The following is a 15054-nucleotide window of genomic DNA, read 5'->3' as shown; positions in this document are numbered from 1 at the left end:
CCCGAACTCGTCGACGACGCCGTCGTCCTCACCAGCGAGCTCGTCACCAACGCCGTCATCCACGCCGGCACCTCGGCCGAGGTCCTCTGCCTCCGCTCCGACGACAGCGTCGTCGACGAGTTCGGGGTGTCCCCAGCCCTGGAGGGTGTCTCTGACGAAGGCGCGGGCGGCCGCGACGGACCGCCCGACGGGCTCGAAGCTGGCAGTCGCCCGCGCGGTGATCACAGCTCTCCTCGTACGCGTCTCGACGCCCGGCTCTGCCATGCTCGGTCTGTCCCTCCCACTGCCCGGTGGTCGTGCGCGCACCACACCGCCCCCGCCGGGCGGACCGGGGCGGCTGGACAGCCGGATGCCAGGTTACTTACCTTCGCTGTCCGAGCGGATGCCGGTCACCACTGATTCCGTCCCTCGGGGGTAGGGACGCTGTGCGAAGCTGCCGAACTGTTATCGCCTGGTTCGGCCACGGTGAAACACTGGGCAGGCTGACGGCGAGAGCCGGAGCGGTACGGTCGACCCCTTTCGGGAGGGACACGGTGGAGTCTGGCACGGCGGCGCGGCGCGGCGGAGGCAGCGGTACGCGCGCGAGGGGCGGGCGTTCCCGTGGGGGGACGGTCCAGGTGGACGCGGCGGCGCTGGAGCGGTTGCTGACCGCACTGGTGTCGATGCGGGACGGGAACTTCCGCAGGCGTCTCACGGTGTCCGGTGACGGGGTCATGGCGGAGATCTCCGCCGTGTTCAACGAGGTCGCCGACCGGCAGATGCACGTGACGGGGGAGCTGTCGCGGGTCCGGCGGGTGGTCGGCCGTGAGGGCAAGCTGTCCGAGCGTCTCGAGGCGGGGGCCACCGAGGGGGCGTGGGCGGCGGCGATCGAGGCCGCGAACGCGCTCGTCGACGATCTGGCCCGGCCGGTGTCCGAGGTGGGGCGGGTGCTCTCGGCGGTGGCCGAGGGTGATCTGGACCAGCGGATGGACCTGCGTTCGGAGAGTGCGGACGGGACCGTGCGGCCGCTGCGCGGGGAGTTCCTGAAGGTCGCCCGTACCGCCAACAACCTCGTCGACCAGCTGTCGGTGTTCGCCTCCGAGGTGACCCGGGTCGCCGTCGAGGTGGGTACGGACGGCAAGCTGGGCGGGCAGGCGCAGGTGCGCGGGGTGTCCGGTTCGTGGAAGGACCTCACGGACTCGGTCAACACCATGGCGAACCGGCTGACGGCCCAGGTGCGGGACATCGCCCTGGTGACGACGGCGGTCGCGGACGGCGATCTGTCGCAGAAGGTCACGGCGAACGTCGCCGGCGAGATGCTGGAGCTGAAGAACACCGTCAACCGGATGGTGGACCAGCTGTCGTCGTTCTCCTCCGAGGTGACCCGGGTCGCGCGCGAGGTGGGCACGGAGGGCGAGCTCGGCGGTCAGGCCGAGGTGGCCGGGGTCGCCGGCGTGTGGAAGGACCTCACCGATTCCGTCAACACGATGGCGGGCAACCTCACCAATCAGGTGAGAGGCATCGCCGAGGTGACGACGGCGGTCGCCAACGGCGATCTGTCGCAGAAGGTACGGGTCTCCGCGCGCGGTGAGATCGCCCAACTCGCGGACACCATCAACCAGATGACGGAGACACTGCGGACGTTCGCCGACGAGGTGACCCGGGTGTCGGGCGAGGTCGGCGCGCAGGGTCTGCTCGGCGGTCAGGCGCAGGTGCCGGGCGCGGCGGGGACGTGGAAGGACCTCACCGACTCCGTCAACACGGTCTTCCGGAACATCACCACGCAGGTGCGGGACATCGCGCAGGTGACGACGGCGGTCGCGAACGGTGATCTGTCGCAGAAGGTCACGGTGGACGTGGCCGGCGAGATGCTGGAGCTGAAGAACACCGTCAACACGATGGTGGACCAGCTGTCGGCCTTCGGTTCCGAGGTGACCCGGGTGGCCCGGGAGGTCGGCGTCGAGGGTCTGCTCGGCGGTCAGGCCGAGGTGCCGGGCGCGGCGGGGACGTGGAAGGACCTCACCGACTCGGTGAACACGGCCTTCCGCAACCTGACCGGTCAGGTGCGGGACATCGCGCAGGTGACGACGGCGGTCGCGAACGGTGATCTGTCGCAGAAGGTCACGGTGGACGTGGCCGGCGAGATGCTGGAGCTGAAGAACACCGTCAACACGATGGTGTCGCAGCTGTCGTCCTTCGCGGACCAGGTGACCCGGATGGCCCGGGACGTGGGCACCGAGGGCCGGCTCGGCGGTCAGGCGCGGGTCGACGGGGTGTCCGGGCGCTGGCGCGAGCTCACGGACTCCGTGAACTTCATGGCCGGCAACCTGACCTCGCAGGTGCGGCAGATCGCGCAGGTGACGACGGCCGTGGCGCGCGGTGACCTGTCGCAGAAGATCGACGTGGACGCGCGCGGCGAGATCCTGGAGCTGAAGAACACCATCAACACGATGGTGGACCAGCTGTCCGCGTTCGCGGACCAGGTGACCCGGGTGGCCCGCGAGGTGGGCACGGACGGGCGTCTCGGCGGTCAGGCGCAGGTGCCGGGCGTGGCCGGTGTGTGGCGTGATCTGACGGACTCGGTGAACGGCATGGCCGGCAACCTCACCACCCAGGTCCGCAACATCGCGCAGGTCGCCACCGCGGTGGCGCGCGGTGACCTGTCGCAGAAGATCGACGTGGACGCGCGCGGCGAGATCCTGGAGCTGAAGAACACCCTCAACACGATGGTGGACCAGCTCTCGAACTTCGCGGAGCAGGTGACCCGGGTGGCCCGCGAGGTGGGCACCGAGGGCATCCTGGGCGGTCAGGCGGAGGTGCAGGGCGTCTCCGGCACCTGGAAGGACCTCACCCAGTCGGTGAACTTCATGGCGAACAACCTCACCATCCAGGTGCGGAACATCGCCGAGGTCACGACGGCGGTCGCCATGGGCGACCTGTCGAAGAAGATCACGGTCGACGCCCGGGGCGAGATCCTGGAGCTGGTGACGACCGTCAACACCATGGTCGACCAGCTGTCGAACTTCGCCGACGAGGTCACGCGCGTGGCCCGTGAGGTGGGTACGGAGGGCATCCTCGGCGGCCAGGCACGCGTGCGCGGTGTCACCGGCACGTGGAAGGACCTCAGCGACAACGTCAACCTGATGGCCAACAACCTGACCAACCAGGTGCGGAACATCTCCCGGGTGTCGGCGGCCGTCGCCAACGGCGATCTGACGAAGAAGGTGACGGTCGAGGCGCGCGGCGAGGTCGCCGAGCTCGCCGAGACCGTCAACACGATGGTGACGACCCTGTCGTCCTTCGCGGACGAGGTCACGCGCGTGGCCCGCGAGGTGGGTACGGAGGGAGAGCTGGGCGGGCAGGCCCGGGTGCCGGGGGTCTCCGGCACGTGGAAGGACCTGACCGAGTCGGTGAACTCGATGGCCGACAACCTCACCGGTCAGGTGCGGCAGATCGCCGCCGTCACCACCGCCATCGCCAAGGGCGACCTCACCAAGAAGATCGACATCGACGCGCGCGGCGAGATCCAGGAGCTGAAGAACACCATCAACACGATGGTGGACCAGCTGTCGAACTTCGCCGAGGAGGTCACGCGAGTGGCCCGCGAGGTGGGCACCGACGGACAGCTCGGCGGCCAGGCCCGGGTACGGGACGTCGAGGGCACCTGGTGGGACCTGACGGAATCCGTGAACGAGATGGCCGAGAACCTCACCCGGCAGGTGCGGGCCATCGCGGCCGTCGCCACCGCGGTGACCCGCGGCGACCTCAACGTGAAGATCGACGGCGTGGACGCGGCCGGTGAGATCCAGGCGCTCCAGGACAACATCAACACGATGATCGCCAACCTGCGCGACACCACCCTCGCCAACGACGAGCAGGACTGGCTCAAGAGCAACCTGGCCCGCATCTCCGGCCTCATGCAGGGCCGCCGGGACCTCGACGACGTGGCCTCGCTCATCATGAGCGAGCTGACGCCGGTGGTCTCGGCCCAGCACGGCGCGTTCTTCGTGGCCATGCCGACGGGCTCCGCCCACGGCGACGCCGAACTCGTGGGCGAGGGCGACGGCTCGTACGAGCTGCGGATGCGCGGGAGTTACGGATACTCCACCGGGTCCATGCCGACCTCGTTCCGCCCCGGCGAGACCCTCATCGGGACGGCCGCCGAGGAGAAGCGGACCATCCAGGTCAACGTGCCGCCGGGCTATCTGAAGATCTCCTCGGGGCTCGGGGAGGCCTCGCCCGCGCATGTGATCGTGCTGCCGGTGCTCTTCGAGGGCAAGGTCCTCGGCGTGATCGAACTGGCCTCGTTCCAGCCGTTCACGCAGATCCAGCGGGACTTCCTCAACCAGATCGCCGAGCTGATCGCGACCACGGTCAACACCATCAGCGTCAACACCAAGACCGAGGTGCTGCTCCAGCAGTCGCAGAAGCTCACCGAGCAGCTCAAGGAGCGGTCGGCCGAGCTGGAGCACCGGCAGAAGGAGCTCCAGGGCTCCAACCTGGAGCTGGAGGAGAAGGCCGAACTCCTCGCCCGGCAGAACCGCGACATCGAGGTGAAGAACACCGAGATCGAGGAGGCCCGGCAGGTCCTGGAGGAGCGGGCGGAGCAGCTCGCCGTCTCCATGCGGTACAAGTCGGAGTTCCTCGCGAACATGTCGCACGAGCTGCGCACCCCGCTCAACTCGCTGCTGATCCTGGCCAAGTTGCTCGCGGACAACGCGGAGACCAATCTGACGCCGAAGCAGGTCGAGTTCGCGGAGACCATCCACGGCGCCGGATCCGACCTGCTCCAGCTGATCAACGACATCCTCGACCTGTCGAAGGTCGAGGCCGGCAAGATGGACGTCTCGCCGACGCGGATCGCACTCGTCCAGCTCGTCGACTACGTGGAGGCGACGTTCCGGCCGCTGACGGCGGAGAAGGGGCTCGACTTCTCGGTGCGGGTCTCGCCCGAGCTGCCGGCCACGCTCCACACCGACGAGCAGCGGCTGCTCCAGGTCCTGCGCAACCTGCTGTCCAACGCGGTGAAGTTCACCGACACGGGCGCGGTGGAGCTGGTGATCCGGCCGGCCGGTGCGGACGTGCCGCAGTCGATCCGCGAGCAGCTCCTGGAGGCCGGTTCGCTGCGCGATCCGGAGGCCGACCTGATCGCCTTCTCGGTCACCGACACCGGGATCGGGATCGCGGCGAGCAAGATGCGGGTCATCTTCGAGGCGTTCAAGCAGGCCGACGGCACGACCAGCCGGAAGTACGGCGGTACGGGGCTGGGGCTCTCGATCAGCCGGGAGATCGCGCGGTTGCTCGGCGGCGAGATCTTCGCCGCGAGCGAGCCCGGCCGCGGTTCGACGTTCACGCTCTATCTGCCGCTGAGCCCGACGGAGCCGCAGTCGGGCGGCTACGGGCAGGGCGCGCAGGACGTCGACGATCCGCAGCAGGGGGCCGAGGAGGGGACGGCCGGGGCCGTCCACCCGTTCCCGCACTTCCCGCCGCCGCCCGTACGGACGGAGGCGCGGTCCGGGGCCGGGGCGCTGTTCCGGCACCGGCGGAAGGCCGCGGCGGAGGCGACCGGGGTGCGGGGCGCCGTCCCCGGACAGTCCGGCCAGCAGGCCGCGGCGGACCGGGAGGAGCCGGAGGCCGAGCCGCGCCGCACCTTCGGCTTCTCCGGCGAGAAGGTGCTCATCGTCGACGACGACATCCGCAACGTCTTCGCGCTCACCAGCGTCCTGGAGCAGCACGGGCTCGCGGTCCTGTACGCCGAGAACGGGCGGGAGGGCATCGAGGTCCTGGAGCAGCACGACGACGTGACGGTCGTGCTGATGGACATCATGATGCCGGAGATGGACGGGTACGCGACGACGACCGCGATCCGGCGGATGCCGCAGTTCGCCGGGCTGCCGATCATCGCGCTGACGGCGAAGGCGATGAAGGGCGACCGGGAGAAGGCGATCGAGTCCGGTGCCTCGGACTACGTGACGAAGCCGGTCGACCCCGACCACCTGCTGTCCGTCATGGAGCAGTGGATGCGGGGGCAGTGACTCCGCTCCGGGGGTCCGTGCCGTGCTCGGCGCGGACCCCCGGGTTCCGCCGGCTCCCACTGACGCACTGTCGCCAGGGGCGTGTGAGGGGGCGGGATACGGGGAACCTTCTGGTCTCCCACCGCGTTTCCGCTCTGTGCACAGTGACATCGCGGTGACAGGGTGTGGCGACGGGCAGGGTGCGGCTACGATGACCGGCACAAGGACGGACGGCGCTAGGGTGTCGTCTTCTGGGGCGGCGCCCGGTGCTTCCCCCGGTTCGGGGGTCCGGGGAGAGCCGTTGCCGGGACGAGGAGGACGGGGCATGGTGCAGAAGGCCAAGATCCTCCTGGTCGATGACCGGCCGGAGAATCTGCTGGCGCTGGAGGCCATTCTCTCCGCGCTCGATCAGACGCTGGTGCGGGCATCGTCCGGGGAGGAAGCGCTCAAGGCGCTGTTGACGGACGACTTCGCGGTCATCCTGCTCGACGTCCAGATGCCGGGTATGGACGGTTTCGAGACCGCCGCCCACATCAAGCGGCGCGAGCGGACCCGGGACATTCCGATCATCTTCCTCACCGCCATCAACCACGGCCCCCACCACACCTTCCGGGGGTACGCGGCCGGAGCGGTCGACTACATCTCGAAGCCGTTCGATCCGTGGGTGCTGCGCGCCAAGGTCTCCGTCTTCGTCGAGCTCTACATGAAGAACTGCAAGCTGCGCGAGCAGGCCGCCCTGCTGCGGCTGCAGTTGGAGGGCGGCGGCGAGGGCGGTCACGGCAAGGAGGCCGCCGGGCTGCTCGCCGAGCTCTCCGCCCGGCTCGCGGCCGTCGAGGAGCAGGCCGAGGCCCTGTCGAAGCAGCTCGACGACGACTCCGCGGACGCGGCGGCCGTCGCCACCGCCGCGCACCTGGAGCGCAAGCTCACCGGGCTGCGCCGGGCCCTGGACGCGCTGGAGCCGGGCACGGGCGCCGCGCCGACGCTGCCCGCGCAGAGCTGACGTACCGTCACCACTCGTCCGGTGCCGTGACCGGCGTCGTGATGCGGCGTCAGCATCGCGCCCCGGCACGAACGACACGAACGGGTGAGGCCGACACGCGCTCCCCACACCGCACCCCACACCGGTAACCTCGGCATCATGGCTTCACGTACGTCCGGCAAGGGTTCCCAGGGCACGGCGGGCACCGCAAAACCGCGCGCCGGCCGGACGACGGGCGCCGCGAAGAAAGCGGCGTCCGCGAAGTCCCCCGCCAAACCGCCCGCGAAGAAGGCGCCGGCCAAGAAGGCCGCGCCCGCCAAGCGCGCGCCCGCGCGGAAGACCGCCGCGAAGAAGGCCGCACCCCGGCCCGCCCCGTCCCCGACCGGGGGCGTCTACCGGCTCGCGCGCGGCGCCTGGCTCGGCCTCGCCCACGGGATCGGGGCGATGCTCCGGGGAATAGGGCGCGGCGCGAAGGGGCTCGACCCCGCCCACCGCAAGGACGGGCTCGCGCTGCTCCTCCTCGGCCTCGCGCTGATCGTCGCCGCCGGCACCTGGTCCAATCTGCGCGGCCCGGTCGGCGACCTCGTCGAGATGCTGGTGACCGGATCCTTCGGCCGGCTCGACCTGCTCGTACCGCTGCTCCTCGGCGCGATCGGCATCCGGCTCATCCTCTACCCGGAGAGGCCCGAGGCCAACGGCCGGATCAGCATCGGCCTCTCCGCGCTCGTCATCGGCATCCTCGGCCAGGTCCACATCGCCTGCGGTTCGCCGGGGCGCGGTGACGGCAGCGCGGCCATGCAGGACGCCGGCGGGCTCATCGGCTGGGCCGCGTCCCAGCCCCTCGTCTTCATGATGGGCGAGGTCCTCGCCGTACCGATGCTGGTGCTGCTCACCGTCTTCGGGCTGCTCGTGGTCACCGCCACCCCGGTCAACGCGATCCCGCAGCGGCTGCGCGCGCTCGGCGCGAAGCTGGGCATCGTCGAGCTCCCGTACGACCCGGCGGAGGACGAGAGGTACGGGGGCCACCCGGACCAGGAGGGGTACGACGAGGACTGGCGGGACGCGGGACCGCGCCCCGCACGGCCCGTCCGGCGCCGCGCGGCCGGGCCCGCGGAGCCGTACGACGTGGACCGGGCCGAGGCGGAGATGCTGGAGCGGCGCGGCCGCTCGGCCCGCCGGACCTCCGGGCGCGACGCCCTCGACTCCGGTCTGGACCCGGTGGACGTCGCCGCGGCCGCCGCCGCCGCGCTCGACGGCGCGGTGCTCAACGGGATGCCGCCCTCGCCGATCGTCGCCGACCTGACCAAGGACGTCACCGCCGAGCGGAACGCCGCCGTGGCCGCCTCCGCCGCCGCTGCGGCCGCACCTGTGGAGAAGTCCGCGCCCGTACCGCCGGCCCGTGGGGGAGACCGTTCCGGCGGGGGCGTACCCGATCTGACGAAGCCGGCGCCCGAGCCGACCGACCTGCCGCCCCGCGCCGAGCAGCTCCAGCTCGCGGGCGACATCACGTACTCCCTGCCGTCGATGGACCTGCTCGAGCGCGGCGGTCCCGGCAAGACCCGCAGCGCCGCCAACGACGCCGTCGTCGACGCGCTCTCCAACGTCTTCGCCGAGTTCAAGGTCGACGCGGCCGTCACCGGCTTCACCCGCGGTCCGACGGTCACGCGGTACGAGGTCGAGCTCGGCCCGGCCGTGAAGGTCGAGAAGATCACGGCCCTGACCAAGAACATCGCCTACGCCGTGGCCTCGCCCGACGTGCGGATCATCTCGCCGATCCCCGGCAAGTCCGCGGTCGGCATCGAGATCCCGAACAGCGACCGCGAGATGGTCAACCTCGGAGACGTGCTGCGGCTCGCGGACGCTGCCGGCGACGACCATCCGATGCTGGTCGCGCTCGGCAAGGACGTCGAGGGCGGCTACGTGATGGCCAACCTGGCGAAGATGCCGCACATCCTGGTCGCCGGTGCCACCGGCTCCGGCAAGTCCTCCTGCATCAACTGCCTCATCACCTCGGTGATGATAAGAGCGACCCCCGAGGACGTCCGGATGGTGCTCGTCGACCCCAAGCGGGTCGAGCTCACCGCCTACGAGGGCATCCCGCACCTGATCACCCCGATCATCACCAACCCCAAGAAGGCCGCCGAGGCGCTCCAGTGGGTCGTGCGCGAGATGGACCTGCGCTACGACGACCTGGCCGCCTTCGGCTACCGGCACATCGACGACTTCAACCAGGCCATCCGGGACGGCAAGATCAAGCTGCCCGAGGGCAGCGAGCGGGAGCTCAACCCGTACCCGTACCTCCTGGTGATCGTCGACGAGCTGGCCGACCTGATGATGGTCGCGCCGCGTGACGTCGAGGACTCCATCGTCCGGATCACCCAGCTTGCGCGCGCCGCCGGCATCCACCTCGTGCTCGCCACCCAGCGGCCGTCCGTGGACGTCGTCACCGGCCTGATCAAGGCGAACGTGCCCTCGCGGCTCGCCTTCGCCACCTCCTCGCTCGCCGACAGCCGGGTCATCCTGGACCAGCCCGGCGCCGAGAAGCTGATCGGCAAGGGCGACGGGCTCTTCCTGCCGATGGGCGCCAACAAGCCCGTCCGCATGCAGGGCGCGTTCGTCACCGAGGCCGAGGTCGCGACCGTCGTACAGCACTGCAAGGACCAGATGACGCCCGTCTTCCGGGACGACGTCACCGTCGGCACCAAGCAGAAGAAGGAGATCGACGAGGACATCGGCGACGACCTCGACCTGCTGTGCCAGGCGGCCGAGCTGGTCGTCTCGACGCAGTTCGGCTCCACCTCGATGCTCCAGCGCAAGTTGCGCGTGGGCTTCGCGAAGGCGGGCAGGCTGATGGACCTGATGGAGTCGCGGAACATCGTCGGACCGAGCGAGGGCTCGAAGGCGCGGGACGTGCTCGTGAAGCCGGACGAGCTGGACGGGGTCCTCGCCGTGATCCGGGGGGAGTCGGGGGAGTAAGGGGTGTGGCTCCTCCGGGGCCGGGTACCCGATCGAGACCGGGCCGAGACTCACTCGTAAGGGAACGGTGGGCAACCGTTTCCCCTGGCCGTACGTCAAGTTGGAGGAAGGGATAGAAGGATGTCCCAGCCTCATGGCGTACAAACAGCACCCGCCCGGTTGCCCCACCCTTTCGTACCACCCATAGACTGAACGTCCAGCAGGTGGCTACACGCTCGAAAGGCGCTCTCGTGTCCATCGGCAACTCCCCCGAAGACGACCGGACCTTCCCGGCAGACGACCGGGACTCGATCGGTCGCGCTCTCCAGCAGGCCCGAATCGCCGCCGGTCTCACCGTCGAAGAGGTCAGTGCCTCCACCCGTGTCCGGATTCCGATCGTGCATGCGATCGAGGAGGACGACTTCTCGCGCTGTGGCGGCGACGTCTACGCCCGCGGCCACATCCGTACCCTCGCGCGCGCCGTCGGCCTCGATCCGGCTTCGCTGATCGAGCAGTACGACGCCGAGCACGGTGGCCGTCCCGCGCCCACCCCCGCCGCCCCGCTCTTCGAGGCGGAACGTATCCGCCCCGAGCCGCGCAGGCCCAACTGGACCGCCGCGATGGTCGCGGCCATCGTCGCCGTCGTCGGTTTCGTCGGCTTCACGATGTTCAACGGGAACGACTCCGGGAAGGGCACCACCGTCGCCGACGGCGGCCCCGCGCCGGCCCCGGAGAAGGCGACCTCCGCCACCAAGCCGAAGCCGGTCAAGCCCGCCGCGCCCAAGCCCACCGAGAGCGCGATCGCCGCGGTCCCGCAGGACAAGGTCACGGTCAAGCTCACCGCGATCGACGACAAGAGCTGGATCTCGGCGAAGGCGCACGACGGCAAGCTCCTCTTCGACGGTCTCCTGCTCAAGGGCGAGTCCAAGACCTTCCAGGACGACGAGCGCGTCGACCTCGTCCTCGGCAACGCCGGTGCGATCGAGCTCTACGTGAACGGCAAGAAGCTCGACGACAAGTTCGAATCCGGCCAGGTCGAGCGGCTCAGCTACACCAAGGGCGACCCCGAGGCCGGCTGAGCCCCGCCGTACCGCATGTGATGTGACCTCTGTCGCGCAGGTGAACCCTGCGCGACGGGGGAACGGCCGGGACGAAGTAGTCTTGAGTCCATGCCCGAACGCCGTACCGTCGCCCTTGTCACTCTTGGCTGCGCCCGTAACGAGGTGGACTCGGAGGAGCTCGCAGGCCGCTTGGCAGCGGACGGCTGGGAGCTCGTCGAGAACGCCGAGGAAGCGGACGTCGCCGTCGTCAACACCTGTGGATTCGTCGAAGCCGCCAAGAAGGACTCCGTCGACGCCCTCCTCGAAGCCAATGATCTGAAGGACCACGGCAGGACCCAGGCCGTCGTCGCCGTCGGCTGCATGGCCGAGCGCTACGGCAAGGAGCTCGCCGAAGCCCTCCCGGAGGCCGACGGCGTCCTCGGCTTCGACGACTACGCCGACATCTCCAACCGCCTCCAGACCATCCTCAGCGGTGGCAGTGTCGAGGCCCACACCCCGCGTGACCGGCGCAAGCTGCTGCCGCTGTCGCCCGTGGAGCGCCAGGAGGCCGCCGCGGCCGTGGCCCTGCCGGGACACGGCGACACCGTCGAGGCGCCCGCCGAGGCCCCTGCGGACCTTCCCGAGGGGATCGCGCCCGCCTCCGGCCCGCGCGCGCCGCTCCGACGCCGGCTCGACACCAGCCCCGTCGCCTCCGTGAAGCTGGCATCCGGCTGCGACCGCCGCTGCACCTTCTGCGCCATCCCCTCCTTCCGCGGCTCCTTCGTCTCGCGCCGTCCCTCGGACGTGCTGAACGAGACGCGCTGGCTCGCCGAGCAGGGGGTGAAGGAGATCATGCTGGTCTCCGAGAACAACACCTCCTACGGCAAGGACCTCGGCGACATCCGGCTCCTGGAGGGCCTGCTGCCCGAGCTGGCCTCGGTCGACGGCATCGAGCGCGTCCGCGTCAGCTACCTCCAGCCCGCCGAGATGCGCCCGGGCCTCATCGACGTCCTCACGTCGACCGAGAAGGTCGTGCCCTACTTCGACCTGTCCTTCCAGCACAGCGCCCCGGACGTGCTGCGGGCCATGCGCCGCTTCGGCGACACCGACCGCTTCCTGGAGCTCCTGGAGACCATCCGCTCCAAGGCCCCCACGGCCGGCGCCCGGTCCAACTTCATCGTCGGCTTCCCCGGCGAGACCGAGGCGGACTTCGCCGAGCTGGAACGCTTCATCACCCACGCCCGCCTCGACGCCATCGGCGTCTTCGGCTACTCCGACGAGGACGGCACCGAGGCCGCCACGTACGAGCACAAGCTCGACCAGGAGGTCGTCGACGCGCGGCTCGCCCACCTCTCCCGGCTCGCCGAGGAGCTCACCGCGCAGCGCGCGGAGGAGCGGATCGGAGAGACCCTGGAAGTACTCGTCGAGTCCTTCGACGAGGAGGACGGCTGGATCGGCCGCGCCGCTCACCAGGCCCCCGAGACCGACGGACAGGTGCTCCTCACCACGTCCGACGGTACGAGCCCCGACCTGGCCCCGGGCCGTATGGTCAGTGCCAAGGTCGTCGGTACGGAGGGCGTCGACCTGGTGGCCGAGTGTCTTTTCGAGGAGGCGGGCAGATGACCGGAGTCCCGGCATCCGCGACGGGCGGGTCCGGTAGGCCGGCGCCCCGCGGCAAGCTGGGCGCGGCGGCCGTCAACCAGGCCAGCCTGTGGAACATCGCCAACATCCTCACCATGATCCGGCTCGTCCTCGTGCCGGGCTTCGTGATCCTGCTGTTCCAGGACGGCGGGCACGACCCGGCATGGCGGGCCTGGGCCTGGGCCGCGTTCGCGGTGGCCATGATCACGGACGTCTTCGACGGGCACCTCGCCCGTACGTACAACCTGGTCACCGACTTCGGGAAGATCGCCGACCCGATCGCCGACAAGGCGATCATGGCGGCCGGACTCATCTCGCTGTCCCTGCTCGGGGACCTGCCCTGGTGGGTGACCGGGGTCATCCTGGCCCGCGAGCTGGGGATCACCCTGATGCGGTTCTGGGTCATCCGGCACGGGGTCATCCCCGCCAGCCGCGGCGGCAAGATGAAGACGCTCGCCCAGGGCACCGCCGTGGGCATGTACGTCCTCATGCTCACCGGCCCGCTGGCCACCTTGCGCTTCTGGGTGATGGCGGTGGCCGTCGTGCTGACGGTCGTCACCGGTCTGGACTACGTACGACAGGCGGTCGTCCTGCGGCGCAAGGGGCTTGCGGCGGAGCGGGCGGCGGCGCGGTCGGAGACGGCGACGCGATGACCGAGGCCGCCCGGGTGCTGGCGCTGCTCGCGGAGCGTGATCAGACGCTGGCCGCCGCGGAGTCCCTCACGGGTGGTCTGGTGGCCGCCGAGCTCACCGGAACACCCGGAGCCTCGGTGTCCTTCCTGGGGTCGGTCACGGCGTACGCCACGGCCCTCAAGCAGCAGCTCCTGGGCGTCGACGCGGCCCTGCTCGCGGAGCGCGGAGCGGTGGACCCCGAGGTCGCGCTGCAGATGGCGGCGGGTGTACGGGACCGGCTCGGCGCCGACTGGGGAATCTCGACGACCGGAGTCGCGGGGCCCACGGAACAGGACGGACAGCCCGTCGGAACCGTCTACGTGGCGGTCGCCGGGCCGGCCACGACGAGCGCGCGGGCCGGGAAAGTGGTGTCGTTGAGGTTGAACGGCGACCGTACGGAAATCCGTAGAGAGAGCGTACGGAGCGTGCTGGAACTGCTCCATGAGGAACTCTCGGGAAATGCGCGGGCACAGGATACGGAACACAACGGGGGGAATTGATGTTTGCAGCCCTGAGTGAACACGACATCGCTCCCCGCACGGCCGCAGCGCGAGGCGGTACGGTGGGGCGTGAAGGATGCGGCTACGCGGTCCGAGGAGGGAGCCACCGATGATTCTGCTCCGTCGCCTGCTGGGTGACGTGCTGCGTCGGCAGCGCCAGCGCCAGGGCCGTACTCTGCGCGAAGTCTCCTCGTCCGCCCGAGTCTCGCTCGGCTATCTCTCCGAGGTGGAGCGGGGGCAGAAGGAGGCTTCCTCCGAACTGCTCTCCGCGATCTGCGACGCGCTGGACGTACGGATGTCCGAGCTCATGCGCGAAGTGAGCGACGAGCTGTCACTGGCCGAACTGGCCGAGTCGGCAGCGGCGAGCGAACCGGTACCGACGCCGGTGCGCCCGATGCTCAATTCGGTGTCGGTGACGTCGGTGGCCGGTGTGCCCACCGAGCGGGTGACCATCAAGGCGCCCGCGGAAGCGGTGGACGTCGTCGCTGCCTGAACCGAAGCGGGGCGAAGCTCCGGTCGGCGCCTCTTTACGAGGCGCCGACCGGGGCTTTTCTCGTTTCCGGGGGTTTTGGGGCGTTCTGCTGGAGATGCCGGGTTCCGGTGGGGCGTGCCATGGTGGGAGGGACGTACGACTGGGCCGTGTGCGCCGGGTCTGCCTCCGGTGCGCCCTCCCGCAGGGTGATCCTGCCGGTCTAGCGTCGACCGCAGGAGGCGGCCATGGTACGGCGACGGGTTCCGCTGGTGACGCTCGCGCTGTTCGCGTGCGGCCTCGCGGCCGGGGGACTCTGGTGGTGGGCGGTGCTGCGCCTGCTGCTCGTGCCGGCGGAGACCGGGCCGGTCGAGGGGGCGGTGGCCGCGGGCGGCTGGGGGTTGAGCCTGCTGCCGGTGCACGTGGCGGCTTCGTCGGGGCGCGGGCTTTCCGGGTCGGCGGCGCGGGCTCCCCGGTTGGTGACCCGGCTCCCCGGGGCGGCGGCCCAGGGCGTCACCAGGGCATCGCGACGCCGCCGTTGGGGCGGAGGATCTGGCCGGTCGTGAACGACGAGGCGTCGGAGGCCAGGTGCAGGACCGCGTGCGCGATGTCCTCGGCCTCACCGACCCGCCCCAGCGGTGAGTGACGGACCATCGCGGCCTCGGCCTGCTGCTGGGCGGCCGGCTCGTGGCGGTCCGTCATCGGGGTGCGGATCCAGCCCGGGGCGACCGCGTTGACCCGGATCCCGTGCGGACCCGCCTCCGTCGCCAGGGTCTTCGTCAACTGGACGACGGCCGCCTTGGTGA

Annotated in this window: 11 protein-coding genes; 9 read left to right on the top strand and 2 right to left on the bottom strand. The window is 70.4% G+C overall.

The window, feature by feature from the left end; translation table 11 throughout:
• Nucleotides 1-264, bottom strand: a 264-nt coding sequence (locus CCN56_RS00705) for a hypothetical protein (RefSeq protein WP_143664379.1), incomplete at its 3' end; no start/stop codon positions are given.
• 269 nt (nt 265-533) lie between these two features.
• Here CCN56_RS00705 and CCN56_RS00700 point away from each other — a divergent pair.
• The 9 genes from CCN56_RS00700 to CCN56_RS44085 all read left to right on the top strand — a co-directional run bounded on the left by CCN56_RS00700 (nt 534) and on the right by CCN56_RS44085 (nt 14814).
• The gene (locus CCN56_RS00700; protein WP_179199620.1) at nt 534-6014 is read left to right on the top strand and encodes a HAMP domain-containing protein; all 5481 of its coding nucleotides are present in this window, start codon (nt 534-536) and stop codon (nt 6012-6014) included.
• Nucleotides 6015-6318: 304 nt separating this feature from the next.
• Nucleotides 6319-6993 (top strand): two-component system response regulator, encoded by a 675-nt coding sequence (locus CCN56_RS00695; protein ID WP_015036579.1) that lies wholly within the window; start codon nt 6319-6321, stop codon nt 6991-6993.
• Between the two features lie 138 nt (nt 6994-7131).
• Nucleotides 7132-9948: a DNA translocase FtsK gene (locus CCN56_RS00690; protein WP_086822143.1), complete on the top strand. Its 2817-nt coding sequence runs from the start codon at nt 7132-7134 to the stop codon at nt 9946-9948.
• A 230-nt stretch (nt 9949-10178) separates the two neighbouring features.
• Entirely contained in the window at nt 10179-11006 is an 828-nt protein-coding gene (locus tag CCN56_RS00685; protein WP_086822142.1) for a helix-turn-helix domain-containing protein, read from the top strand.
• 90 nt (nt 11007-11096) lie between these two features.
• Complete coding sequence (gene rimO / locus CCN56_RS00680) at nt 11097-12590, top strand: 30S ribosomal protein S12 methylthiotransferase RimO (protein ID WP_086822141.1); 1494 nt, start codon at nt 11097-11099, stop codon at nt 12588-12590.
• Nucleotides 12587-13261, top strand: a complete 675-nt coding sequence (gene pgsA, locus CCN56_RS00675) for a CDP-diacylglycerol--glycerol-3-phosphate 3-phosphatidyltransferase (RefSeq protein WP_086822138.1) — start codon at nt 12587-12589, stop codon at nt 13259-13261. Before rimO ends, pgsA begins: the two co-directional genes overlap by 4 nt.
• Nucleotides 13258-13779 carry a CinA family protein gene (locus CCN56_RS00670; RefSeq protein ID WP_086822134.1) on the top strand — a complete coding sequence of 174 codons (522 nt, stop codon included), beginning with the start codon at nt 13258-13260 and terminating at the stop codon, nt 13777-13779. Before pgsA ends, CCN56_RS00670 begins: the two co-directional genes overlap by 4 nt.
• 109 nt (nt 13780-13888) lie before the next feature.
• Entirely contained in the window at nt 13889-14272 is a 384-nt protein-coding gene (locus CCN56_RS00665) for a helix-turn-helix domain-containing protein (protein ID WP_041131554.1), read from the top strand.
• Between the two features lie 224 nt (nt 14273-14496).
• On the top strand, nt 14497-14814 hold the full coding sequence (locus CCN56_RS44085; protein ID WP_086822131.1) for a hypothetical protein: 318 nt from the start codon (nt 14497-14499) through the stop codon (nt 14812-14814).
• Here CCN56_RS44085 and CCN56_RS00655 read toward each other — a convergent pair.
• The coding region (locus CCN56_RS00655; RefSeq protein ID WP_143664378.1) for an SDR family NAD(P)-dependent oxidoreductase at nt 14762-15054 on the bottom strand (293 nt) is incomplete at its 5' end. The genes CCN56_RS44085 and CCN56_RS00655 overlap by 53 nt on opposite strands.

The organism is Streptomyces sp. NRRL B-24572 (assembly GCF_002156145.1).
Lineage (GTDB): Bacteria > Actinomycetota > Actinomycetes > Streptomycetales > Streptomycetaceae > Streptomyces > Streptomyces vietnamensis.
This window is presented reverse-complemented; position numbering and strand designations above follow the sequence as displayed.

Coding starts and splice junctions, on each gene's coding strand:
- CCN56_RS00695 (WP_015036579.1), top strand. CDS start 6,319: ATGGTGCAGAAGGCCAAGATCCTCCTGGTCGATGACCGGCCGGAGAAT.
- CCN56_RS00690 (WP_086822143.1), top strand. CDS start 7,132: ATGGCTTCACGTACGTCCGGCAAGGGTTCCCAGGGCACGGCGGGCACC.
- rimO (WP_086822141.1), top strand. CDS start 11,097: ATGCCCGAACGCCGTACCGTCGCCCTTGTCACTCTTGGCTGCGCCCGT.
- pgsA (WP_086822138.1), top strand. CDS start 12,587: ATGACCGGAGTCCCGGCATCCGCGACGGGCGGGTCCGGTAGGCCGGCG.
- CCN56_RS00670 (WP_086822134.1), top strand. CDS start 13,258: ATGACCGAGGCCGCCCGGGTGCTGGCGCTGCTCGCGGAGCGTGATCAG.
- CCN56_RS00665 (WP_041131554.1), top strand. CDS start 13,889: ATGATTCTGCTCCGTCGCCTGCTGGGTGACGTGCTGCGTCGGCAGCGC.
- CCN56_RS44085 (WP_086822131.1), top strand. CDS start 14,497: ATGGTACGGCGACGGGTTCCGCTGGTGACGCTCGCGCTGTTCGCGTGC.